Source organism: Liquorilactobacillus sp. (assembly GCF_047719775.1).
In the GTDB taxonomy this organism is placed as follows: domain Bacteria; phylum Bacillota; class Bacilli; order Lactobacillales; family Lactobacillaceae; genus Liquorilactobacillus.
The window spans coordinates 33,906-57,243 of sequence record NZ_JBDNTS010000006.1 but is presented as its reverse complement, the minus strand read 5'-3'; the positions used below and the strand labels follow the sequence as shown (position 1 = coordinate 57,243).

Below are 23,338 nucleotides of genomic sequence, written 5' to 3'. Positions count from 1 at the left end.
TGAAAGAATGGAAAGTTGGATTTTTTTGGGAATTATTTTTTTAGTTGCTTTTTTTGCGAAGAATACATCGCTTACAATTGCTGCAGTAGTTGTTTTGTTATTGAAAGCAATTCCATTTACGAATGAATGGATGCCTGTAATACAAACAAAGGGTATCAATTGGGGTGTAACAGTCATTTCGGTTGCTATTCTTATCCCAATCGCTACTGGACAAATAACTTTTAATGACTTAATTCAGATTTTTAAAACACCTGTAGGTCTTATTTCAGTTGTGTGTGGAATTTTGGTTGCAGTTTTGTCTCGTCAAGGAGTTTCCTTGCTGTCAGGTTCTCCACAAGTGACAGTTGCTTTGGTGATTGGTACAATAATCGGGGTCGTCTTCTTGCGCGGTGTTGCTGCTGGACCTGTAATTGCTTCTGGAATTGCTTATTGTATAATGAGTTTGTTACATGTGAGTCTTAACTAATGGAGGAAAATAATGGAAAAAGATAAAATGATTGGCCACATTATAGAAGCTCGTGTAACTGATCAAAATGATGATTTATATTTCTTACAGTGTGAAGGGACAACTTTTAGACTTGATAAAGAAGAGGTTGAATCAGAACTGGGTAACGGTAGTTTAATTTCTGGGTTTGCATATGAAAATGAGAATCATGAAATGCAGATAACAAAAAAAATTCCAACTAGCCAAATTGGTCGTTATGCATTTGGAGAAGTTGTTTCCAGCAGGCGTGACTTAGGTGTGTTTGTTGATATTGGGTTACCAAATAAGGATGTCGCGGTTTCATTAGATGAACTACCTGAGTTGACAAATCTCTGGCCCAAGAAGGGCGATAGTTTGATGATTGCTCTTAGAGTTGATTCAAAGGGCCGCCTTTGGGGGTCAATTGCAAGTGAAGAAATTTTCAAAGGGATTTCTGGCAAAGCAGATGATAGTATGAAAAATAAAAATGTGGAAGCAGTTGCTTACCGTTTAAAAATGGCAGGGACTCACGTAATAACTCCAGATTTTGAATTGGGTTTTATTCATCCAAGTGAACGAGACCGTGAACCACGTCTAGGTGAACATCTTAATGCTCGTGTAATTGGAATTAGACCGGACGGAACATTGAATCTTTCGCTACGTAGAAGAGCCTATGAAGCAATCAGTGATGATGCTCAGATGATTTTAGCAGCGTTACAGCATTCTGAAGGTGTGCTAAGTTACACTGACAAATCTAAACCAGAAGATATTAAAGATTATTTTGGGGTTAGTAAAGGGCAATTCAAGCGGGCTGTCGGGCATTTAATGAAGGCCGGATTGGTAAAGCAATCCGATGGAAAGATGTATCTTAACGAGAAATAACTATTTGATGTAAGAAAGAAGGAGTTAATGCAATGGAATTTTTGGAAACACAAATAACTGACATTGAATCTCAACTCCATCAAGCTGGTCTGAAACTAACACCGCAAAGACGTGCTACTGTCAGCACTCTTTTACATAACTATGAGAAACATCTTTCTGCAGAAGAGCTATTTACCCTCGTGCGAAAAAGAGAGAAGGATATTGGTCTAGCTACCGTTTATCGAACACTTGAGATTTTATTTGAACTTGGAATAGTGAACAAGATTAATTTTGAAGATGGCATGTCGCGTTATGATTTAAGGTTGTCTGATCAGGGCCATTTTCATCATCATTTACTTTGTAAAGTGTGTGGCAAAATTCAAGAGGTTCATGAAGACTTGCTTTTAGATGTTGAAGAAAAGGTAAAAAACAAATTTGGTTTCGAGGTAACGGATCATCGTTTGATTTTTCATGGTATCTGTGCAGATTGCTTGGCGAAGAAGAGCCATTAAAGCAGTATTAATGAGGGTGAGTTTATTAAAAATACTATTTTAGATTATATACATTATTTAAAAGTAGAGCGGGGACTTTCTGAAAATACGGTTAATAGCTATCAAAATGATTTGATGCAATTTATTGCCTTTCTTAAAACACGACAAGTTGATAATTTTAAGATTATTACAAGGCAACTCATTGTCGATTTTCTGGAATTGGAATCTAACCAGCAGAAGGCTACAAGTTCAATAGTACGATCTGTGACGAGCCTAAGAAAGTTTTTTCAATATATGGTTGAAGAAGGGATTATTCAAAGTGATCCAATGGAATTAATTGATGCTCCCAAAAAAAGTGAACATCTTCCCGAGGTACTTTCAACAGCCGAAGTTGAAAAACTCCTGAATTCGCCTGATACATCAAAACCTCTTGGGCTTAGAAATCGAGCTATTTTGGAATTGATGTATGCTACTGGATTGCGTGTCAGTGAAGTAATAAATATTCAGCTTGCAGATTTGCATCTAAGTTTGGGATTGATTCAAACAATTGGAAAGGGCCAAAAAGAAAGAATTGTTCCAATTGGGGATCAGGCCATTTCATGGGTTGAGAGGTATTTGAATGACATTCGCCCACAGTTATTGAAGAAACAGCGAAGTAATTTTCTATTTCTAAATCATCATGGTAGGAAGTTGACGAGACAAGGAATTTGGAAAAATCTAAAAGCAGATGTTTTAAGGGCTGGAATAGAAAAGAATGTTACTCCGCATACACTGAGGCATTCGTTCGCAACGCATATCTTAGAAAATGGAGCAGATCTAAGGATTGTTCAGGAGCTTTTAGGACACTCAGATATTGCAACAACTCAGATTTATACCCATTTGTCGAAAAGAAGATTAGCAGAAATTTATGGGAAATATCACCCGCGTGCTTAGAATAAATTGTTTATAGAATAAAATTATGATAAAGTTGACGCAACTTTACTTATTAATACTTTCTTGCGACCACAGGAGGTCATCATGCTTTATAAGTATAAAAATGATTATGAAAAAATAACGATGGGATTACTTTCATTTATCCCAGACTTGAAGGAATATTCACATCTGAAAACTGAATTGAATTGGTATAGTGGTGCAGATGAACGTTGCCTTTATCTCTGGAAGAACGATAATGGTGATTTTATTGGCATTATCGGTGTTGAAATTTCGGATGATATCTTGATGGTACGGCATATTGCAATAACACCTACAGAAAGAAATGAAGGAGTCAGTTTCAATATGCTTAGTGGATTATGTGAGCTATATCCTGGAAGAAAGATGATGGGAAGTCTCGAAACAGCAGGACTAATCACCAAGTGGGAGCATCATAACGATGGCGACTAGTTTTGAGAATCAGAAGCTGATCTTTAAACTAAAAAGTTTTGAGGGACCTTTAGATTTATTACTGCATCTTATACGGCAGAATCAAATGAATATTTATGATATTCCGATGGCAGAAATAACTTCACAGTATATTGATCAGTTACATCAAATGCAGACAATGGAATTGGATATAGCTGGAGAGTATTTAGTTATGGCTTCCACACTATTAAATATAAAAAGCAAGCTGCTTTTACCGCATCATGATGAGTTTGAAGATGATGGGACAGTTGACGATCCAAGGCTAGAACTCGTGCAACAGCTTTTGGAGCATCAATGTTATCAGATGGCAGCTGAGAACTTGGATGAACTCTTTGAATCAAGGGCTTTACATTATACGAGAGAACAGTCGGATGAACCAACTGGAACACGTAAGGTTTTACTCAACGGCAGTCAGCCTGTGACGCTCTTACAGCAAACTTTTATACGGCTAATGACTAGAAAAAAGATTGTTATTGCCAAAAAAGGAAGTATTAGGAAAGAACATTTTACAATAGAGGGCGAAATGGCAAATATTCTTTACCACTTATCGAAGAAGGTTGTTATCTCCTTTGATTCCTTGATTATTGAAGAGGAAGTCCAAGTTGGAAAAGTTGTGACTTCTTTTCTAGCGATGCTGGAACTAGTAAAAAGAGGAACAATTGAGATAATTCAAAAAAAGAGTTTAGATACCATTATTTTGAGGAGTGTAGTTAATGCAACCAACAATTCAAGCAGAGATTGAAGCTCTTCTTTTTGTTGCGGGAAATGAAGGAATATCTTTGGCACAACTTTCACAATTGACTGGCTTGATGAAGCCGGCTGTGATAGAACAGATTAACCTGCTAAACAAAAAATATGCAGCCGATCAAGGTTGTTGCCTTGAAGTAATTACAACTAATGAATTCTATCGCTTGGCTACTAAGAGCAAATATGCAGACCTTTTACGGGATTATTTCGAAGCTCCTAATATGTCTGTTCTTTCACGGGCAGCACTAGAAGCGCTTGCAATTATTGCATATCAGGAACCGGTTACGCGTGTACGTATTGATGAGATTCGTGGAGTTAAATCCCATGGTTCAATCCAAAAGCTGCTGGCACTTGAACTGATTGAAGAAGCTGGGCGCCTTGATGCACCAGGGCGCCCAATTTTGTATAAAACAACAGAAAATTTTTTGAATTATTTTGGTCTACATTCATTAGACGAATTACCATCTTTACCGGAAGTATCTGAAGAAGGTGTGTTAAATGATGGTGAACAAAATTTATTAGACTTATTTAATGAGACCCTCGAAGATGGCGAATGAAAAAATAGGAGAAGCAAATATGGAATCAAATGAGCGTTTACAAAAAGTTATGGCTAATGCAGGCGTAGCTTCTAGGAGAGCATCTGAGAAAATGATCTTGGATGGGATGGTCTCTGTGAATGGTAAAGTGGTCAATGAGCTTGGCACAAAGGTATCAGGCAGTGACGTAGTTGTCGTTGCTGGGAAGACTTTGGATACTGAGAAGAAGGTGTACTTTCTTTTCTACAAACCACGTGGGGTTATCACTGCAGCAAGTGATGATAAGGGAAGGAAAGTTGTAACTGATTATTTTAAGAAGATTGAGCAACGAATTTATCCGGTAGGAAGACTCGACTATGATACTTCTGGGTTGCTCTTGATGACTAATGATGGTGATTTGGCCAACAAGTTAATGCACCCAAGAAACAAGATTGATAAAACCTATGTTGCTAAGGTTTCCGGTATACCTGAAAATGAAGACTTTAAGAAACTACGCTTGGGTATGATGGTTGAGGGAAAAAAGACTTCACCAGCAAAAGCAAGATTGTTATCAGCAGACCAGAAAAAGAAAAAGGCTCTTGTTTCATTGACAATTCACGAGGGTCGGTATCATCAAGTTAAAAAGATGTTTGATGCAATTGGTCATCCCGTTGAAAAATTAAAACGTGAAACATATGGTTTTTTGACCTTAGATGGTTTAACCTCTGGTGATTTTAGAGAGTTAACACATGACGAAATTAAGCGTCTAAAAAGTAAGTAAATAAATGGTTGCATTATTCTTTAGACAATGCTAAGATTTAGTTGTAATAAAAATAATATGGTTTATCTTCAGGGGCAGGGTGAAACTCCCGACCGGCGGTGACAGTCCGCGACCTGCATTCGTGCAGTTGATTTGGTGCAAATCCAAAACCGACAGTAAAGTCTGGATAAAGAAGATAGGGCTTATTTGATTGTAAAAGTCAATTGAACCCTGTTGGTCTCTGATCAGCAGGGCTTTTTTGTATCTCAAATAAGATCCGTGAAGATGAACATCAGGAGGTTTTTTGATGGTCTATACAGCTACACGTCGTTATGTTATTTCCGCTAGTTTAGCAGGTATTTCATACTTGTTAATGTTCTTATCTTTTGTGGTAGTTCCGCTAGTTCCTTATATGAAGGTTGATTTTTCAGATTTACCAATTCTTTTTGGAATGTTTATTCTTGGGCCGCTTGGAGGAATTGAAATTGCTTTAATTCGTTCAATCCTATATTTTTTAATTTCTGGTCCATCGATTGATAACTTAATTGGGGTGGTGACTAACTTTATTGCTTCGATGACACTTACATTACCAATTTTTTATGCGTTGCGTAAGCATCACGATGCGCGTATCTGGAATATTGTTCGTTCTGTTTTCTTGGGGACGATGAGCTTAACGGTAATCTTATCATTAGCCAACTATTTTGTAATTATGCCACTGTATATGAGTGTATTAGGGATGAAGTTATCTATGCCATTGGCAAAGTTTGTGTTAATTGGAGTTGTTCCTTTCAATTTGATTAAGGGACTTTTGGTCGGAATAGTATTTTGGACCTTGTTTATTAAGATGAAGGACTGGATTGTTAAGCAATCGGTTGTACTGAAGTAACATTATTGGATCGATTTTACGCAGAGTTAGAAGTAAAAAAACTTCTAGTTCTGTTTTTTTTATTTTTTTGCAGATAAAAGTAACGATACTAACTAAATACGTATTAATATTGTAGAATAATTGTAGAATATATAAAGGAGACTTATTAGTGAACGAAAAAAAATGGTTACTTTTTTTCTCGAATACCCAACCAAGAAGGAGTGCAGTAATCAGGCAAGTATTAGGGAATAAGAGAACTGTCTCAAGCCTATATTGGGGAATGCAGTATCATCTGTTAGATTGGTTGAATGTTGAACCTGAATTAAATGAAAAACAATTTGATTTACAAATAAATAATTTGCGCAAGGCAAAATATCTTGTAGCGGCTCCGAAAGGCCTTGTCTTATCAGAAACGGGAACTATTCAGAAAGAAAGTTATCAAAAGAAGAATTACATAATAACTGAACCTTCACTTTTTCAGCATATAAATGAAAGGCAATGGATTGAACTCTTGCCGTTAGTGATTCAAGTGATATCTGAGCTGTCATATCATAATCATCATTACTACGTGGTTGGCTCTTCAATTAGAGCACAGTTCTTTTTTAAGAGTTGGTATCAGACAATAGTAAATAAAGATGAATTGGCTAAGGTTTTAAAGCAATTACTCAATTGTTTTTTAGCACATTTCTCGCAAGAAGAGGCTAATGTTTTTATGGTTTTCTTCAGTGGTCATGGAATTATAGGAAAAACAGCTGAACAAGTCGCGGTTTTGCTGCCGCATTTTTCACGGGAAGATGTTATCTCGCTATGGCGTGATCTAAGCACGCAATTTGCTTTTTTTCTTTTAAAGGAAGATTCTGTTTTTAGACAATTGGTAATTCCCTTGAATACTACGGAGAAATTATCCAAGAGTACTTTGATTACTTATCAAATGTTTAACGAAAATCAGAGTCTAGAGCAAATTGCAAAAAAGCGTAACTTAAAAGTGAGTACAATTAAAGAACATTTGCTGGAAAGTGCAATTTTGCGCGATGATTTTGCATATAGTAGGCTAATCACCGCGAATGATTATGCTATTTTAAAGGGTGCTTTTTCGGGTGTGGCAATTGACTGGAATTATGAGCAGTTGGACAATCGAATTGAGTTTTTTAAATTTAGGCTATTTCAGATTGAAAGGAGTAAAAAAATTGAATGATCTGAAATTAAAGGGATTACTAAAACAATATTTTGGATATTCCGAATTTAAAAAAGGACAACTTGAAATCATCAAAAATTTGCTTGCCAATCATTCAACGTTAGGTATCTTGCCAACAGGTATGGGTAAGTCATTATGTTATCAGCTAAGTGGCAAAATTCTTAAGAAGACAGTCTTGATAATCTCCCCGCTACTGTCTTTGATGAATGATCAAGTAGAACAATTGAAATATATTGGCGAAAAAAAAGTTACTGCATTGACATCAGAATTGTCATATAGCGAAAGAAATTTTATTTTGCATAATCTTGCGTCATATTCGTTTATTTACTTATCACCAGAAATGCTAAAAAATGATAAAGTCGCAGCTCAACTAGTAACAATCGATATTGGGCTTTTAGTTGTCGATGAAGCACACTGTATTTCTCAATGGGGACCTGATTTTCGCCCAGATTATTTGCAGATCAAGCATTTCCGAAAATTATTGCATAATCCGCTAACGTTAGCCTTGACTGCAACAGCGACGAATAAAGTTGCACAAGATATCCAGACTAGTTTATTTGACAGCAGTGAGACACCACGGACAATTCGCTACTCTGTTGACCGTCCTAATATATTCCTGGTGGTCCATGAATCACCAACTGTCACAGAGAAAAATAAGTACTTGATAGAATTGATTTCTCAGCTCACTGGACCGGGTTTGATTTATTTTTCAAGTAAAAAGCAAGCCGATAGAATTAGTGAAATGATAGGAATGAAGACAAATCTGCGTGCAGCATCATATCACGCAGATTTAAGTGTAATGAGCCGATATACAATTCAGCATCAGTTTATGGAGAATCAATTAGATATTGTCTGTGCTACTAGTGCTTTTGGGATGGGAATAAATAAGCAGGATGTACGTTATGTCATCCATTACCATTTTCCAAGTGATTTAGAAAGCTATGTCCAAGAAATTGGAAGAGCTGGCAGAGATGGGAAAAAAAGCATTGCAATCTTGTTGTACTCAAAAACAGATATTGGATTGCAGCAACAGCTTAGCATAGATAGTTTACCAGATGAATTTGATATTGATAATTTTAACAATCTAAAAAAGCAGGATAATCTGTCCAGCAAGGATCAAGTTTTGCAGTACTATTTTGACCAAAATATGAAGATCGACACGATTAAAAATATTTTTTTCAAAAGGCGTAAGGAAAAATTTGAGAAGTTGAATGTACTTTTGCAGTATATTGCAACTGAAGGCTGCAGAAGAAAATACATACTGAGATACTTCGGAGAGAATATGCTGCCTAGACATGATGACAAATGTTGCCAGCTGAAAGGAAAACAATTGAATTTAAATGAGTTTAAATTTGAAAAAAGGAAATATCAAAGTGATTCACTGCCAAATTATAAGGTAATTCTTGATTCTTTCTTTAGGACTTAGTGATTAAACGTAATTCTTAAGTAAAGAATTATGACTTGCTACGGTAACGTATGGTAGAATAATAAATGATTATTTGAGGGGGAAATTTGTATGAGTCGAAAAACTCCAGGCCAACAACAGCCTTGGGATAAATCTTTTGACAACGCTCGCGACAAAAGCGGTAACTATTCACGGTCAGCAAGTCGAAAGAGTAACCGGGCCAACAGCGTACTAACCACATCATTGTTAGTTGTGTTCATTGCAATTATTTTGGGAACGGTCGCACTTTATTTTATTTCGCAAAAGACATCACAATCTTCTTCTGGAGGTAGTGATAATGTAGGTGTTGTTGAATCAAGTTCTAGTAAGAAGAGCAGTTCAAAGGAAGAATCATCGGCTAAGAAAAGTTCAGCAAGTTCAACTGCCGAATCATCATCTTCCAGCTCTACTAAAGAATATACAGAAGCTGCTTCTTCAAGTAGTTCAAGTGAAGTGGCAGCAGCCAGTTCGACCGAAACAGCAGGTTCTTCTAGTTCGTATAGCACAAGCACAGCCAGTTCTTCATCAACGAGCGCTCAATATGTAACGGTTGTTGCTGGTCAAGGAATCTATCGTGTTGCTGTTAATAATGGTTTGACAATGCAAGAACTGCTTGAACTGAATCCAACATTGAGTTCAACTTCAACACTTACTGCAGGTGAGTCAATTCGTATTAAATAATGGATGTGCAGCATAAAATTAAGATTGAAGTTAGACGGTTTTTTTGATTTATGGAAGACATTTAGCTAAAAAGCAAGAAAGATATTAGAGTAAAATTTGATTTTTGGTTTAACTCTATTTAGCAGTGATAGAAAATAATGTTTTGATAGGAAGGTTTAGTCAAGATGGGGAAGTTATTACAAGTTGCAATTGATGGCCCAGCTTCGGCAGGGAAAAGCACGGTCGCAAAGCTTGTTGCACACAAATTAAATTACATATACTGTGATACTGGAGCAATGTATCGTGCTGTCACTTGGGCAGCGATTCATGATGGAATTCGACTTGATGATGAGAAATCACTAGGAGTACTTTTACACAGTATCAATATTAGATTTATACCATCTGCTACTGGGCAGCGAGTCTTTGTGAATGAAAAAGAAGTCACAGAAGAAATTAGAATGCCTGAAATTAGCAATAACGTATCCACAGTTGCTGCGCAGGTTCCAGTCCGCAAGTCTCTTACTGATTTGCAGCAAGAGATTGCAAATGCTGGTGGAATTGTAATGGACGGCCGCGATATCGGAACAACAGTCTTACCTGATGCTGAAATCAAAATTTTCATGGTGGCAAGTGTACGGGAAAGAGCCTTGAGAAGATATAAGGAAAATATTGAAAAAGGGATCAAAACACCGCTTGAGGTTCTTGAACAAGAGATAGAAGAGAGAGATCGTAAAGATTCTACCAGAACGATTTCACCGCTTTCAAAAGCTGCTGATGCCGTTCAATTAGATACAACGAACCTGACAATTGAGCAAGTTGTTAACAAAATAATGGAAATAATTGAAAAAAAAGCTTGAAATCTAACTAAAAGTGTATTTTAACTGGAATTTTTGATTGAATTCAGCTAGAATAGAGATTAGAGTTGAGTCGTTAAGGAGGACATGATCCATGAGTGAATCAGAAGCAAACAAGGATTTATTAGAAGCTTTAAATAGCGTGAATGAAGTAAAAATTGGTGATGTTGTTAAGGGCGAGGTTTTGGCCGTTGATGATGCTAAACAAGTTATTGTTGGAATTGAAGGGGCAGGAGTTGAAGGTGTAGTTCCATTTAAGGAACTTGGCTTGAAACCCGATCAAGAGGTCTCAGACGATGTAACTATCGGTGATGTAATCGACCTAGTTGTTATTTCCCGTATTGGTTCTGACAAGGAAGGCGGCAGTTATTTGTTATCACAGCGCCGTCTTGAAGCACGCAAGGTCTGGGATGATATTGAAAAGAAGTTTGAAGCAGGTGAAACAATTACTGCTCCTGTGACACAAGTTGTTAAGGGCGGTCTAGTAGTTGATGCTGGTGTTCGTGGCTTTATTCCGGCATCAATGGTTGATGATCGTTTTGTTGAGGACTTAAATCAATATAAGAATCAAGAACTTGAACTAAAGATTATCGAAATTGAACCAAGTGAGAATCGTTTAATTCTCTCTCATAAGGAAATTGTTAAGGCAGCTCATGAAGCTAAGAAGGCAGAGATATTAGCCAATCTAGTTGTAGGTGATGTTGTTGAAGGAAAAGTTGCACGCTTAACAAGTTTTGGTGCATTCGTTGATTTAGGAGGAGTAGATGGATTAGTTCACGTTTCAGAGATTTCATTTGAACGTGTTAACAAGCCATCTGATGTATTGAAGGTTGGCGAAACCGTTAAGGTTAAGGTTCTTTCAGTGGATGCTGAAAAGGATCGAATTTCACTTTCAATTAAGCAGACATTACCACAACCATGGGATAATATTACAGAAAAAGTTGCTGAGGGCGATATCCTTGAAGGAAAAGTTAAGCGTCTTACAAGTTTTGGTGCATTTGTAGAGGTGTTCCCAGGTGTTGAAGGTCTCGTGCACATTTCTCAAATTTCACACAAGCATATTGCTACACCAAATGAAGTTTTGACTTCGGGTGAGACAATCAAGGTTAAGGTCTTAAATGTCCATGCAGATGAACATAGATTGGCACTTTCAATTAAAGCACTTGAAGAAAAGCCAAGTGTTGCTGGTGGAGAGAAAAGAGAGACAGTTTCTGAAGAAAAAGTTGATCTTCCAGATGAGAGCACTGGCTTTACACTAGGTGACCTTGTTGGTGATTTGAAGAACAAGGATCAAGATTAATTGATTGTATATTTTTCTAGTATGATAAATCTAGTAGTTATTCTTTAGTATGGAAACGGTAGATTGTTGAACAAATCTATCGTTTTTTTGCTGATATAAGTATGTTTTAATTTTAAATAGAAAAGAGGGTTGCAAAAATGGCAAATCCAGTTGTAGCAATTGTTGGTCGTCCCAATGTCGGAAAATCAACTGTTTTTAATAGAATTGCGGGAGAAAGAATTTCAATTGTCGAGGATGTTCCTGGAGTTACGAGAGATAGAATTTATGCTCACAGTGAATGGCTCGGACAGAAATTTAGTTTAATTGATACTGGGGGAATTGATATTGGTGATGAACCATTTCTGACTCAAATAACAGAACAGGCTGAAATTGCAATTGATGAGGCTGATGTAATTGTCTTTGTTGTTAGTGTTCGCGAAGGCATAACTGATGCTGATGAAAAAGTTGCTCGAATTCTTTATAAGTCTGACAAGCCTGTTATTTTGGCAGTTAATAAAGTTGATAATCCAGAATTACGAGGAGATATTTTTGATTTTTATTCACTTGGTTTTGGTGAACCATTAGCTGTTTCCAGTACACACGGAATAGGTGTTGGTGATTTACTTGATAAAATCTGTCATTCTTTTCCAGAAAAACAAGTTGAAGAAGAAGATACCACAATCAGATTTAGTTTAATTGGCCGCCCTAATGTCGGCAAGTCATCACTTGTAAATGCTATTTTGGGTGAAAATCGTGTGATTGTTTCAAATATTGAGGGAACAACCAGAGATGCAATTGATACACCCTTTATTTCAACTCAAGGTGACGAGTTCACAGTTATTGATACTGCAGGGATCAGAAAACGTGGGAAGGTCTATGAGAATACTGAAAAATATTCCGTTTTGCGTGCTATGCGAGCAATTGATCGTTCAGATGTAGTATTGGTAGTATTAAATGCTGAAGAGGGAATCCGAGAACAAGATAAAAAGGTTGCCGGTTATGCTCACGAAGCAGGGCGAGGCATTATTATTTTGGTCAATAAGTGGGATACGTTAAAGAAGGATAATCGCACGATGACAGAATTTGAGGAAAAAATTCGCCAAGAGTTTCAGTATCTTAGCTATGCACCGATAATCTTTGTTTCAGCGGTAACGAAACAAAGATTAGATAAGCTTCCTGAGTTAATTAAGAAAATCAATGATAATCATCAACGAAGGATAGCTTCAGCTGTGTTGAATGATGTAATCATGGATGCAATTGCACGTAATCCTACACCAACTGATCATGGCAAGCGCCTTAGAGTCTATTACACAACACAAGTTGCGGTCAAACCACCCACTTTCGTTGTTTTTGTTAACGATCCTGAGTTAATGCATTTTTCATATCAAAGATTCTTAGAGAATCAAATTCGTGATTCATTTGATTTTACTGGTACACCTGTTCATATAATTGAGCGCAAGCGTAAATAGTTTTAATTAATTGCTCAATATGTTAGACTTAGTTTTTCGCTAGTATTTTACAATTATCAAAAAGCTAAAACTTCTTAAAAAAAGGTGAAAAACCTTGTTATGTTAGGCTTTATATGCTATCTTATTTAAAGAGATAATGATTTGTTAGTCATTGTTTCGTCATTATGATAAGGGCGAAATTACGCCAACAGATAATTTATTATCTGTGCCTATTTCTTCGTATGAGGAGGTGAAACACATGGCAAACAAAGCACAATTAATCGAAACAGTTGCAACAAAGACAGGTTTGACAAAAAAAGATGCAACTACTGCTGTTGACGCAGTTTTTGAAACAATTCAAACTACGTTAGCAGAAGGCGAAAAGGTTCAATTAATCGGATTTGGTAACTTCGAAGTACGTGATCGTGCAGCCCGTAAAGGTCGCAACCCACAAACTGGTAAAGAAATTCAAATTCCTGCAAGCAAAGTACCTGCATTTAAGCCAGGTAAAGCTTTAAAAGATGCTGTTAAATAAGCATTAATACTTATTCGTCAGGGGGCTAGGTCAAAAGTTAAATTTTGATCGAGCCCTTCTATTTATTTATTGCGAGTAAATGTGTAACATAAGTCAAGATTTTCCGGGCTTATATCACACTTCCTCCTCTTTTTTATAGGGTCGGTAACTAAGAAAACCTATGCTTTTAAGCGTAAGATGAATTAGTGTCTTGACCGACCAGAATTGTATTCTGTTAATTGGTTCTCAATATGTTGGAGCTTTGGAGAAAAGCTTGACATCAAAGGAGGTGAAACTGAATGTATCAAGGGCTTAAGCTACGGATATATCCTAATTTAGGACAACAAAAACAAATAGTTGAGAACTTTGGAGCGACTAGATTTGTGTGGAATCAGATGTTGAAGATGCAAAGCAAGCGTTATAAAAATAATAAAGATTCTAAGTTCTTAAATGGTTTTGCAATGAACTTTTTAGTAAAACAATTAAAAACAGAATATTCATGGTTAAAACAAGCTGAGAGCACCTCACTACAAGACACTTGTGAAACTCTAGCTGTAGCTTTCCAAAGATTTTTTAAAAAACTTGGGGGATATCCTAAATTTAAGTCGCGAAAATTTCCAAAGCAAAGTTTTAAGTCTAAATGTATAAATAACAATGTTAGATTGATTGATAATCATTATTTGAAGCTGCCTAAATTAGGCATTATGAAGTACAGAGGAAAGTTCACGGATGACAAAATCAAGTCAATTACTATCCAGTTAAGTCCAACAGGCAAGTTCTACTGTGTTTTACTAATTGAGTGTGAAAGCCAAACACAATTTGGTAAGACAAGTCAAGCTGTCGGTTTGGATATGGGGATAGCCGATTTAATAAGCACATCAGATGCTGTTAAATATCCGACAATTAGGTTTGATCAGATTCTTGCTAAGAAGAAACGCTACTGGGAAAGACGACTAGCTAGAAGAAGACTATTAGCACAAAAAGAAATAGCTTGGGATAAACACAACAAAGTCGTTGAACCTAGAGAACTAGCCAACTTTAAGAACTATACCAAGGCTAAACAGATGGTAGCTAAATATAGTGAAAAGATAGCTAACCAGAGGAAAGATTATCTTCATAAGCTTACCGTCAAGTTAGTTAAAGACTATGACAAAATAGTGATTGAAGGTTTGAAAACTAATAATATGATTAAGAATCACAAACTAGCTAGAGCAATCGCTAATCAATCTTGGAGAATGCTTAGATTAATGCTGGAATATAAGTGCAAATGGTATGGTAAAGCCCTTAGTGTGGTTAATCCATACAAGACTAGTTAAATTTGCTTTAATTGTGGATATGATGATGGTAAACACGAACTAGATATTCGTGCTTGGACTTGTCCTCAATGCCATACGCAGCTAGATAGAGATGTAAATGCAAGCAAAAATATATTAAAGCTTGGTTTGGGCTAAACCTTAGTAAAATAGAGTAAACCGCTGTCGAACACTGAAATGTATGAGATAAGTTATGCTTGTTCCTAGAAGCTCGGTACTTTAGTGCCGACGTAAGTCACTAGAACCAGAAATCGACTTGGTACTTTTAAAATAAAGTCTTATTTGTTTGCCATTTTTCACTGTCCTAACCTATAGTTTTTCATACTAACTTTACTGAATAAACAAATGAAAAAGGGGAATTTATGAATCGTTCTGAAGATGTAGTTAATTTAATTGAAGAAGGAAACATTGAAGAAGCAGCTCAAGTTTTTGAGCTGGTTCTTAAGCAAGCTGATCCAGATGATATTTATAATTTGGCAGAAGATTTATATATGCTTGGCTTTTCTAATTTTGCGGCAAAAGCATATAAATCGTTACTAATCAAATTTCCAGATGAGGATATTTTACGTGCACAATTGGCAGATCTTGCAGTCAGTGATGGGCATGATGATGAGGCACTTGAGTATTTATCTGCAATTAAGCCTGATTCTGATGCCTATGTGAATTCACTTTTGGTTGCAGCAGATTTGTATCAAACGCAAGGTTTACTGGAAGTCAGTGAGCACAAGTTGCTGGAGGCACTGCAGATTGCCCCAAATGAAGAGGCGGTTATCTTTGGACTAGCAGAATTTTATTTTAATACTAAGAAATTTGGAAAGGCGATTGAATCATATTTGGCACTAGTCAAGATGGGATTTACTCAATTAGCAGGTGTGTCAATGGTTCAGCGTCTTGGACAAGCATATGCGGAAGTTGGCAAATTTGAGCAAGCACTGGGATATTTTGAACAATTAGAGGATGAGCAAATTAGTCCAGATACGCGTTTCCAGATTGCGTTTACACAGCTCCAAGTCAAAAATTATGAAGATGCTATTGAAAGTTTTAAAAAGCTAAAAAAAGATAATAAAGATTACACAACACTATATCCATTCTTAGCAACTGCATATGAGCAACTGGGCTTTTTGCAGAATGCACTTGAGACACTGCAAGAGGGGCTACGGGTAGATCAATACAATATTAAATTGTATGAAAAGGCTAGTGCGGTTTCCTTGAAATTGCAACAGCCTGACGAAGCACAGGTGTATCTAGAAAAAGCCCTCGAGTTAGAACCAGACAGTCTGACATTAGTAATTGAACTCAGTAATTTGTTAGTCAGTCGGCAAAAGTATCAGGAAACAATTGACTTTTTGAGTTCATTTGTTCAAAATGACGAAATAGATCCGCAAATTTATTGGAATCTTGGAAAGTCATATAATGCTCTTGATAATGATGAACTAGCACTTAAATATTATCAGGCAGCTAGGCGTGTATACGATGATAATCCAACATTCCTCAGAGAATTTGCCATTTTGAATCGACGAGTTGGTAATCTTGAAGCAGCTCGTGAAAATGTTGCTCTTTATCTCGAACTTGCACCTGATGATTTGGAAATGCAAGATTTTGAGGATGAATTACTTGAAGATTTTTAGTAAGTATTAACCAATAATCCAAAATCAGAATCAGAATCATTTTGTTTGATCAAGGCAGTAAAACAAATTTTTCGTTGTGCGCATGAATGCAGAATAATTCGTAATTAAGAAAAACATGGTTCATAAGTTAAAATTCAAGGTTAGCTGTAAAGAATTTTAACTTATGAACCATGTTTAATTTAGATGAAAAAAGCCGGAGCAAGTTTTTATCCTTGATCCAGCTCTAAATACTTCCTTTGTAATCTATTATTAGTGCATAGGAATTGATTGATAACGTCCAGGCTCTTATTTCTTTAACTTAAAAATTCTTTTTTTCGGGATAGAATAACTAAATCCTTCGCCGAAGACCTCATTTACCGTTAAGACAGAAACAAAAGCTTTTTCATCATGTTTAGCTACAATATGTTTTAAAGTCATCAATTCACTTGGACTGACAACACAATAAATTGCCGGTCTTGTTTCATTTGAATATGCACCTGTTGCCTGTAAATGGCTCACACCACGTTCCAAAATATCCATAATATCTTTTGTAATTTGTTCATATTGATTACTGATTATAATGACACCTCGTGCAGTATATGCACCTTCAAGAGTAAAGGTTACAATTTTCGAAAAAACATATGATGCTAGCAAGGTATACATCATCCTTCTGATATCAAGGTAACTTAGCGAAGCAGTTAAAACAATGCAGTCAAGGATCAACAAGGTTCGCCCCATTGCGATACCTTGCTTTTTCTCTAAAATTCGTGCAACAATATCTGCACCACCTGTTGTACCGCCAAAACGATAAACAATTCCTGAGCCAATCCCTCCAAGCACACCAGCTAGTATCCCAGCGATAAATAAGTCATGGTGAATATTAATTGAGAATGGCAGTCTTTGCCATAACCAGATGAAGATTGAAAGTGAAACGGTGCCGTACACGGTATAAATAAGTGCCTTTTTCCCGAGATATCTATAGCCAATAACTACTAAAGGAATATTAATTGCAAGTGTTGTAAAGGCGGGGTCAATATGCAGCCAATAGCGAGTGATGAGCGAAATACCCGTTACACCACCCTCAGCTAGGTCGTTACCAATGTTAATCATGACGAAACCAAAAGCATACATCCCACAGCCAAAAGCAATCATAATAAAATCAATTAGACGAACTTTTGAATCAGTTGAATACATCTTTTTACCTCCAAGAACTTAGTGTCTTTTAAGAGCATAACATAAGTTTTATTAAAATAGCTCTTCTCTGAGCACTTGCTAAGCAGAATTTCATTATTCTTGCAGATGCAGGCAAAGCAACAATCTGTTAGAATAAATAAGAATAAACAAAAGTGAAAAGGATGATAGTTATGATTAAGGTTTTAGTAGCTGGTTTTAAAGGTCGGATGGGCAATACAACAACAAAAATGGTTTTAGAGAATGCAGATTTTAAGTTGACTGGGGTATATGATCCGAGAGCGACTGAAAAAAATCTTAGTGAATTACCTGATTTTAAAAATGAAGATGTGCCGGTTTACACTAAACCAGATGAAATCGATGAAAGCAAAGTAGATGTTTGGATAGATTTCACATCACCTGCTTCAGTGTATGAAAATGTTAAATTTGCTCTTGCACACAATATTTCACCAGTTATTGGTACAACTGGCTTAGCTAATGATCAAGTTGATGAACTAAAAAAAATCGCAAAGAAAAATAAAGTTGGGGGATTGATTGCGCCTAATTTTGGAATTTCTGCTGTGCTCTTGATGCAATTTGCACAACAGGCAGCAAAGTATTTACCAGATGTAGAAATTATTGAGATGCATCATGATAAGAAATTGGATGCACCTAGCGGGACAGCATTAAATACTGCAAAACTAATTTCGGAAGTTCGCAAGCAAAAAATTCAAGGAAATCCTGAAGAAAAGGAAAGCTTGATTGGAGCACGTGGGGCTGACTATGAAGGGATGCGTATCCATAGTGTCCGCTTACCAGGCTATGTTGCACATGAGCAGGTCTTGTTTGGTGGACAAGGCGAGGCATTGACAATTAGACAAGATTCATTTGACCGTATCTCATTTATGTCAGGGGTTGCAGTAGCAGTGAAGAAGATAAGAGACTATGATGAATTGCTTGTAGGACTTGAGAACCTCCTATGAAATTAAATAAGCTGCCCCTTGAGTTCCAAAAAGCTAGAATTATTCTTGAAAAGATTCGCAATGCAGGGTTTGAAGCTTATTTTGTTGGAGGTGGGGTACGTGATACCCTGTTAGGCTTACCACTGCATGATGTTGATATTGCTACAAGTGCCTACCCCGCAGAGATCAAGCGGATATTTAGGAAGACAGTTGATACCGGAATAGCGCACGGCACTGTGACCATCCTTGACCATGGTGAAGGCTATGAAGTGACTACCTTCAGAACCGAGTCAACCTATCAAGATTATAGAAGACCAGACAGTGTCCAATTTGTTCGCTCGCTTAAAGATGATCTCAAACGCAGAGACTTAACCATCAATGCTTTGGCTCTCAGTCTTGATGGTGGGGTGATTGATTTGTTTGGTGGTCTCGAGGATTTAAAAAATGGTTTGATAAAGGCCGTTGGTAATCCTAATGAAAGATACCATGAAGATGCTTTACGCATGATGCGGACTGTTCGATTTGCTAGCCAACTTGATTTTGAAATTGAGGAAGCTACTTTGAATGCAGTTGCTGAGAATGCACACTTGCTTGAAAAAATCGCTGTCGAGAGAATCAATGTTGAATGGACTAAATTACTTTTGGGGAAGAATCCAAAAAAGGGAATAGCTGGATTCCTTGAGACAAAGCTTTTTGTGTACTGTCCACTGTTCAATACAATGGAACAGGTACTTAAAACCATGCTTTCTCTTGCACAGCTACATTTCAAAAATGATGTTGCTGCATGGACACTTGTATGTTATTTGGCACTGGATGATGATTATAAGCAGATCAGTAGATTATTAAAATCATGGAAATGTTCCAATGAGTTGATAGTAGATGTTCAAAGTAGTTTTTCAGCGCTCAACTTGTTCAGAGCCAACCAAATTAGTGCATGGAATTTATATACAATTGGGTTACCAGCATTTGAAACGGCTGCTTCAGTTGCAAGTATGTTAGGCTTTTCAAGAGATATTGCTGTTATTCAGAGTAGGTATGAGGCTTTACCAATTAAGAATAAAAAAGAGTTGGCTATTAATGGCGGAAATTTGATTAAGGATTTACAGTTTACTCCTGGGTCATTTTTAGGTAAGACTTTAGCGATAATTGAGAAAAAAGTCGTCTGCGGTGAGTTAAGGAACGAATTAGGTTCATTAGAAGCAGCAGCGGTAAAAATCAAGAATAATTGATAGTGAAAGAGTGGAAAAATGCAGACATTACGTGTTGAAAATTTGAGCAAAACTTATGGTGAAAAAACACTTTTTGAAAATCTTAATTTTCTAATCAACGAACATGACAGAATAGGTCTGATTGGAACTAATGGCTCTGGAAAAACATCACTTTTAAATGTTTTAACTGGGGAAGACGGTGCGGATAGTGGAGAATTGAATGCACCCAATAATTACCGAATTAGTTATCTGAAGCAAATTCCCGAATTGGATGAAGATGCAACAGTCATGGACGCTATCTTCGAAGGAGCTGCTCCAATTTTTAAAACTATTCGTGATTATGAAGCTGCTATTGTTGCTTATGGTCAAAATCCGAATGCTCCTAAAGCTCAACGACGATATGATAATGCTGAAGCAGCCATGAACCGTGAAGATGCATGGAGCGCAGAGAGTGATGTAAAAACAATTCTTAATCAACTTCATTTGGAACAGCTTGATGTTGCAATTAAAACACTTTCTGGTGGGCAGAAAAAGCGTGTCGGGTTAGCCCAAGTCTTAATCCAAGCACCCGATTTACTAGTATTGGATGAACCGACTAACCATCTTGACTTCGACTCAATCAATTGGCTGCAAGACTATTTAGTAAGCTACAGAGGTGCATTACTCGTAGTTACACATGATCGATATTTTTTGGATCAGATTGCCACACAGATTTTAGAATTATCCTTTGGTAGTCTTTATCCATATCAAGGTAATTATCAAGACTACGTCGCACAAAAAGCTCAACGTGTTCAAAAAGAAGCTGACTTTGAACACAAGCAGCAACAATTATATAAAAAAGAACTGGCATGGATGAGAACTGGTGCAAAGGCACGGACAACTAAACAACAGGCCCGAATTAACAGTTTTAACGAACTCGAAGAAAATCTGAAAGTAACTAAAGATGAGGGTGCTGTTGATATTTCTTTAGGCCAGCGACGACTTGGTAAAAAGGTTATTTCGTTGAAGAATGCATCATTAGCACTTGCTGATCACGTGATTATCAATAATTTTAGTTTATTGGTACAGGCTGGTGCTCGGATTGGGATTACAGGAGCCAACGGTGCAGGAAAGTCAAGCTTTTTAAATGCGCTTGCGGGGGAATTGCCGCTTGATGAAGGCCTTTTAGAAATTGGCGAGACAGTCAGAATTGCTTATTATCGACAGCAGACTGAACCAATTCCAGAAGATAAACGTTTGATCAGTTATTTAAACGAAGTTGCCCAGAGTGTAACTGATAGACACGGCCTACAATTAAGTACAACGCAGCTTTTAGAACAGTTTTTGTTCCCACGGTTTATGCATGGAACATTGATTCGGCAACTTTCGGGTGGTGAAAAGCGCAGGCTTTATTTGTTGAAGTTATTAATGAGTGAGCCAAATGTTTTACTATTAGACGAGCCGACAAATGACTTGGATATTGCTACATTGACTGTTTTGGAAGATTATGTGAGCAATTTTAATGGAACCGTGATTACAGTTTCGCATGATCGTTATTTCCTTGATAAGGTTGCTACAAACTTGTTAATTTTTAAGAGTAACGGTGTGATTGACCGCTTCACGGGTGAATTTACAGATTATTTAAGTCAGCACAGTGATTTTGAAAAACAGCAGAACGTGAATCGCAAAGCACAAATTAAGTCTGGCGAAAAAGAAGGAAATACTGTAAAGAAAGAAAAACAAAAACTGACATATGCTGAAAAAATTGAGTTTGAAAAAATTGAAGATTTGATTGATACTTTAGAAAATGAAAAAGCACAATTGACGAAAAAAATGAACAATACGGATGGAACTAACTATGGTGAATTAGCTGATTTACAAAAGCAAATAGATGAGCATGATCAGTTGATTGATACAAAAATGGCACGTTGGGAATACCTAAGTCAGTTTACGAAATAATCTGAATAATGGAGGAATATTTATGGCAATCCTTGAGGCACCATATTTGCAACTTATAAATGATATTCTAGAAAAAGGACATCAAAAAGATGATCGGACTGGTACAGGTACGAAAAGTCTCTTCGGATATCAAATGCGCTTCGATCTCAGCCGCGGTTTTCCTCTTCTTACAACTAAAAAGATTGCATTTGGACTTGTAAAAAGTGAACTACTATGGTTCTTACGCGGGGATACTAACATTCGGTTTCTATTGCAGCATAAAAACCATATCTGGGATGAATGGGCATTTAAAAAGTGGATTGAAAGTGATGAATATACTGGACCAGATATGACAAATTTTGGCAGGAGGGCACTTGTTGATCTGAATTTTGCAGCTGATTACAAGGAACAAAAAAAGCTCTTTTGTGATCGGATCTTAGTTGACGATGAATTCTCTGCAAAATACGGTAATTTAGGGGATGTTTATGGAGCTCAGTGGCGTCACTGGAAGACAAGGGATGGTCAAGTTATTGATCAGATTCAGGATGTTATCGATGGCATTAGAAATACACCCGATTCACGCAGGCTAATTGTATCTGCATGGAATCCAGAAGATGTTCCAACGAGTGCGCTGCCTCCATGTCATACCCTGTTCCAATTCTATGTTGTTGATGGTAAATTAAGTTGTCAGCTCTACCAGCGCAGTGCCGATGTCTTTTTAGGAGTTCCCTTTAATATTGCAAGTTATGCATTATTAACGTATTTGATTGCACGAGAGACTGGTCTTGAGGTTGGGGAATTTGTGCATACTTTGGGAGATGCACATATTTACAATAATCATATTGAGCAGATAAAGGAGCAATTGACCCGGACGCCTCAGGATTCGCCAACACTATGGTTGAATCCTGATAAAAGCAGTGTTTTTGATTTTGAGATGTCTGATATCAAGGTAGAAGGATATACTCCTGCACCTGCCATCAAAGCACCTGTTGCAGTGTAATTATTATCTGAGGAGAATATAAAATGTTAGCATATATTTGGGCAGAAGATGAACAACATCATATTGGGATTGATGGTCATTTACCATGGACACTACCTGCTGATTTGGCATATTTTAAGGCTGTTACAAAGAATCATCCAATTGTGATGGGTCGCAGGACCTTTGATAGTTTCCCTGGATTTTTACCAAAGAGACATCATTATGTTTTAACTAGATCGACTGATTTTGGTAATAAATATAAAGATGATCAACGAATAACCGTTGTAAATAAGAGTGAAGATTTAAAAAAAATCCTTGCACAAGAAGATAGCACTGTTTTCATCATTGGGGGAGCATCCCTTTTTGCAGAATTTGCAGATGTCGTTGATCGTTTATATGTCACGCGGATTAAAGAAAAGTTTGCTGGAGATACATTTATGCCTGAACTTCAGATGGATACTTTTGAATTAATCAAACAAGTAGTTGGAACTATTGATGAAAAAAACAAATTTCCACATATTTTCGAAGTCTATCAAAGGAAAGCATAGAGGAGCTTTAAAAAGAGTATGATTACAAGACAGCAAGATTTTAGTACTAACATGAAGTTAGTAAATAGATTCTCTTTGCTATGCAATGCTTCAAACTAGATAGTTTTACCTTATGAAAAATATCTATACTTAAGCAATGA

Annotated in this window: 23 protein-coding genes, 1 pseudogene and 1 riboswitch; of the genes and pseudogenes, 23 read left to right on the top strand and 1 reads right to left on the bottom strand. The window is 36.8% G+C overall.

Features of this window, described 5'->3' with window-relative positions:
- Positions 1 to 7 precede the first annotated feature (7 nt).
- From ABF682_RS04645 to ABF682_RS04560, 18 genes and pseudogenes are all read left to right on the top strand, one after another.
- The gene (locus ABF682_RS04645; protein ID WP_415619138.1) at positions 8 to 466 is read left to right on the top strand and encodes a DUF441 domain-containing protein; all 459 of its coding nucleotides are present in this window, start codon (positions 8 to 10) and stop codon (positions 464 to 466) included.
- A 12-nt stretch (positions 467 to 478) separates the two neighbouring features.
- Positions 479 to 1,345 carry a S1 RNA-binding domain-containing protein gene (locus ABF682_RS04640; protein ID WP_289977029.1) on the top strand — a complete coding sequence of 289 codons (867 nt, stop codon included), beginning with the start codon at positions 479 to 481 and terminating at the stop codon, positions 1,343 to 1,345.
- Positions 1,346 to 1,377: 32 nt separating this feature from the next.
- Positions 1,378 to 1,836 (top strand): Fur family transcriptional regulator, encoded by a 459-nt coding sequence (locus tag ABF682_RS04635; RefSeq protein ID WP_415619137.1) that lies wholly within the window; start codon positions 1,378 to 1,380, stop codon positions 1,834 to 1,836.
- A gap of 24 nt (positions 1,837 to 1,860) precedes the next feature.
- Entirely contained in the window at positions 1,861 to 2,748 is an 888-nt protein-coding gene (gene xerD / locus ABF682_RS04630; protein ID WP_289977698.1) for a site-specific tyrosine recombinase XerD, read from the top strand.
- Between the two features lie 84 nt (positions 2,749 to 2,832).
- Entirely contained in the window at positions 2,833 to 3,195 is a 363-nt protein-coding gene (locus tag ABF682_RS04625) for an N-acetyltransferase (RefSeq protein WP_415619136.1), read from the top strand.
- Positions 3,185 to 3,955, top strand: a complete 771-nt coding sequence (locus ABF682_RS04620) for a segregation and condensation protein A (RefSeq protein WP_415619135.1) — start codon at positions 3,185 to 3,187, stop codon at positions 3,953 to 3,955. The genes ABF682_RS04625 and ABF682_RS04620 overlap by 11 nt, the downstream gene beginning before the upstream one ends.
- Positions 3,927 to 4,517 (top strand): SMC-Scp complex subunit ScpB, encoded by a 591-nt coding sequence (scpB, locus tag ABF682_RS04615; RefSeq protein ID WP_415619134.1) that lies wholly within the window; start codon positions 3,927 to 3,929, stop codon positions 4,515 to 4,517. The genes ABF682_RS04620 and scpB overlap by 29 nt, the downstream gene beginning before the upstream one ends.
- Complete coding sequence (locus tag ABF682_RS04610; RefSeq protein ID WP_415619133.1) at positions 4,507 to 5,256, top strand: pseudouridine synthase; 750 nt, start codon at positions 4,507 to 4,509, stop codon at positions 5,254 to 5,256. The genes scpB and ABF682_RS04610 overlap by 11 nt, the downstream gene beginning before the upstream one ends.
- 60 nt (positions 5,257 to 5,316) lie before the next feature.
- A riboswitch (FMN riboswitch) is annotated at positions 5,317 to 5,437 on the top strand.
- A 105-nt stretch (positions 5,438 to 5,542) separates the two neighbouring features.
- Entirely contained in the window at positions 5,543 to 6,121 is a 579-nt protein-coding gene (locus tag ABF682_RS04605; protein ID WP_289977000.1) for an ECF transporter S component, read from the top strand.
- A gap of 148 nt (positions 6,122 to 6,269) precedes the next feature.
- Positions 6,270 to 7,295, top strand: a complete 1,026-nt coding sequence (locus ABF682_RS04600) for a helix-turn-helix domain-containing protein (RefSeq protein WP_415619132.1) — start codon at positions 6,270 to 6,272, stop codon at positions 7,293 to 7,295.
- The gene (locus ABF682_RS04595; protein WP_415619131.1) at positions 7,288 to 8,721 is read left to right on the top strand and encodes a RecQ family ATP-dependent DNA helicase; all 1,434 of its coding nucleotides are present in this window, start codon (positions 7,288 to 7,290) and stop codon (positions 8,719 to 8,721) included. The genes ABF682_RS04600 and ABF682_RS04595 overlap by 8 nt, the downstream gene beginning before the upstream one ends.
- 90 nt (positions 8,722 to 8,811) lie before the next feature.
- Positions 8,812 to 9,420 carry a LysM peptidoglycan-binding domain-containing protein gene (locus ABF682_RS04590; RefSeq protein WP_289976994.1) on the top strand — a complete coding sequence of 203 codons (609 nt, stop codon included), beginning with the start codon at positions 8,812 to 8,814 and terminating at the stop codon, positions 9,418 to 9,420.
- Positions 9,421 to 9,584: 164 nt separating this feature from the next.
- Positions 9,585 to 10,256: a (d)CMP kinase gene (cmk, locus tag ABF682_RS04585; protein ID WP_415619130.1), complete on the top strand. Its 672-nt coding sequence runs from the start codon at positions 9,585 to 9,587 to the stop codon at positions 10,254 to 10,256.
- 91 nt (positions 10,257 to 10,347) lie between these two features.
- Positions 10,348 to 11,553, top strand: a complete 1,206-nt coding sequence (gene rpsA, locus ABF682_RS04580) for a 30S ribosomal protein S1 (RefSeq protein WP_289976992.1) — start codon at positions 10,348 to 10,350, stop codon at positions 11,551 to 11,553.
- 137 nt (positions 11,554 to 11,690) lie between these two features.
- Positions 11,691 to 13,001: a ribosome biogenesis GTPase Der gene (der, locus tag ABF682_RS04575; protein WP_415619129.1), complete on the top strand. Its 1,311-nt coding sequence runs from the start codon at positions 11,691 to 11,693 to the stop codon at positions 12,999 to 13,001.
- Positions 13,002 to 13,239: 238 nt separating this feature from the next.
- On the top strand, positions 13,240 to 13,515 hold the full coding sequence (locus ABF682_RS04570; RefSeq protein ID WP_289976987.1) for an HU family DNA-binding protein: 276 nt from the start codon (positions 13,240 to 13,242) through the stop codon (positions 13,513 to 13,515).
- A gap of 278 nt (positions 13,516 to 13,793) precedes the next feature.
- Positions 13,794 to 14,945, top strand: a pseudogene (locus ABF682_RS04565) (RNA-guided endonuclease TnpB family protein).
- 224 nt (positions 14,946 to 15,169) lie between these two features.
- On the top strand, positions 15,170 to 16,435 hold the full coding sequence (locus ABF682_RS04560) for a tetratricopeptide repeat protein (RefSeq protein ID WP_415619128.1): 1,266 nt from the start codon (positions 15,170 to 15,172) through the stop codon (positions 16,433 to 16,435).
- A 285-nt stretch (positions 16,436 to 16,720) separates the two neighbouring features.
- Here the strand turns inward: ABF682_RS04560 and ABF682_RS04555 are convergent, their stop codons facing one another.
- Positions 16,721 to 17,608 carry a YitT family protein gene (locus tag ABF682_RS04555; protein ID WP_289976984.1) on the bottom strand — a complete coding sequence of 296 codons (888 nt, stop codon included), beginning with the start codon at positions 17,606 to 17,608 and terminating at the stop codon, positions 16,721 to 16,723.
- 170 nt (positions 17,609 to 17,778) lie between these two features.
- On the opposite strand from ABF682_RS04555, the gene dapB reads away from it, so the two are divergent.
- The 5 genes from dapB to ABF682_RS04530 are packed head-to-tail and all read left to right on the top strand — an operon-like array spanning position 17,779 to position 23,198.
- Positions 17,779 to 18,567, top strand: coding sequence for a 4-hydroxy-tetrahydrodipicolinate reductase (gene dapB, locus ABF682_RS04550; RefSeq protein WP_289976981.1), 789 nt, complete (start codon positions 17,779 to 17,781; stop codon positions 18,565 to 18,567).
- Positions 18,564 to 19,775 carry a CCA tRNA nucleotidyltransferase gene (locus ABF682_RS04545; protein ID WP_415619127.1) on the top strand — a complete coding sequence of 404 codons (1,212 nt, stop codon included), beginning with the start codon at positions 18,564 to 18,566 and terminating at the stop codon, positions 19,773 to 19,775. The genes dapB and ABF682_RS04545 overlap by 4 nt, the downstream gene beginning before the upstream one ends.
- An 18-nt stretch (positions 19,776 to 19,793) precedes the next feature.
- Positions 19,794 to 21,692 carry an ABC-F family ATP-binding cassette domain-containing protein gene (locus tag ABF682_RS04540; protein ID WP_415619126.1) on the top strand — a complete coding sequence of 633 codons (1,899 nt, stop codon included), beginning with the start codon at positions 19,794 to 19,796 and terminating at the stop codon, positions 21,690 to 21,692.
- A gap of 22 nt (positions 21,693 to 21,714) precedes the next feature.
- Positions 21,715 to 22,671 (top strand): thymidylate synthase, encoded by a 957-nt coding sequence (locus ABF682_RS04535; protein ID WP_289976977.1) that lies wholly within the window; start codon positions 21,715 to 21,717, stop codon positions 22,669 to 22,671.
- Between the two features lie 23 nt (positions 22,672 to 22,694).
- The gene (locus tag ABF682_RS04530; RefSeq protein ID WP_415619125.1) at positions 22,695 to 23,198 is read left to right on the top strand and encodes a dihydrofolate reductase; all 504 of its coding nucleotides are present in this window, start codon (positions 22,695 to 22,697) and stop codon (positions 23,196 to 23,198) included.
- Positions 23,199 to 23,338: the final 140 nt, after the last annotated feature.

Excerpts from the sequence above, each read along its gene's own strand:
- dapB (WP_289976981.1), top strand. The coding sequence starts at position 17,779 with ATGATTAAGGTTTTAGTAGCTGGTTTTAAAGGTCGGATGGGCAATACA.
- ABF682_RS04640 (WP_289977029.1), top strand. The coding sequence starts at position 479 with ATGGAAAAAGATAAAATGATTGGCCACATTATAGAAGCTCGTGTAACT.
- ABF682_RS04555 (WP_289976984.1), bottom strand. The coding sequence starts at position 17,608 with ATGTATTCAACTGATTCAAAAGTTCGTCTAATTGATTTTATTATGATT.
- ABF682_RS04620 (WP_415619135.1), top strand. The coding sequence starts at position 3,185 with ATGGCGACTAGTTTTGAGAATCAGAAGCTGATCTTTAAACTAAAAAGT.
- ABF682_RS04610 (WP_415619133.1), top strand. The coding sequence starts at position 4,507 with ATGGCGAATGAAAAAATAGGAGAAGCAAATATGGAATCAAATGAGCGT.
- ABF682_RS04560 (WP_415619128.1), top strand. The coding sequence starts at position 15,170 with ATGAATCGTTCTGAAGATGTAGTTAATTTAATTGAAGAAGGAAACATT.
- rpsA (WP_289976992.1), top strand. The coding sequence starts at position 10,348 with ATGAGTGAATCAGAAGCAAACAAGGATTTATTAGAAGCTTTAAATAGC.
- ABF682_RS04530 (WP_415619125.1), top strand. The coding sequence starts at position 22,695 with ATGTTAGCATATATTTGGGCAGAAGATGAACAACATCATATTGGGATT.
- scpB (WP_415619134.1), top strand. The coding sequence starts at position 3,927 with ATGCAACCAACAATTCAAGCAGAGATTGAAGCTCTTCTTTTTGTTGCG.
- ABF682_RS04570 (WP_289976987.1), top strand. The coding sequence starts at position 13,240 with ATGGCAAACAAAGCACAATTAATCGAAACAGTTGCAACAAAGACAGGT.
- ABF682_RS04590 (WP_289976994.1), top strand. The coding sequence starts at position 8,812 with ATGAGTCGAAAAACTCCAGGCCAACAACAGCCTTGGGATAAATCTTTT.
- der (WP_415619129.1), top strand. The coding sequence starts at position 11,691 with ATGGCAAATCCAGTTGTAGCAATTGTTGGTCGTCCCAATGTCGGAAAA.
- ABF682_RS04605 (WP_289977000.1), top strand. The coding sequence starts at position 5,543 with ATGGTCTATACAGCTACACGTCGTTATGTTATTTCCGCTAGTTTAGCA.
- ABF682_RS04635 (WP_415619137.1), top strand. The coding sequence starts at position 1,378 with ATGGAATTTTTGGAAACACAAATAACTGACATTGAATCTCAACTCCAT.
- cmk (WP_415619130.1), top strand. The coding sequence starts at position 9,585 with ATGGGGAAGTTATTACAAGTTGCAATTGATGGCCCAGCTTCGGCAGGG.
- ABF682_RS04535 (WP_289976977.1), top strand. The coding sequence starts at position 21,715 with ATGGCAATCCTTGAGGCACCATATTTGCAACTTATAAATGATATTCTA.
- ABF682_RS04645 (WP_415619138.1), top strand. The coding sequence starts at position 8 with ATGGAAAGTTGGATTTTTTTGGGAATTATTTTTTTAGTTGCTTTTTTT.
- ABF682_RS04625 (WP_415619136.1), top strand. The coding sequence starts at position 2,833 with ATGCTTTATAAGTATAAAAATGATTATGAAAAAATAACGATGGGATTA.
- ABF682_RS04540 (WP_415619126.1), top strand. The coding sequence starts at position 19,794 with ATGCAGACATTACGTGTTGAAAATTTGAGCAAAACTTATGGTGAAAAA.
- ABF682_RS04545 (WP_415619127.1), top strand. The coding sequence starts at position 18,564 with ATGAAATTAAATAAGCTGCCCCTTGAGTTCCAAAAAGCTAGAATTATT.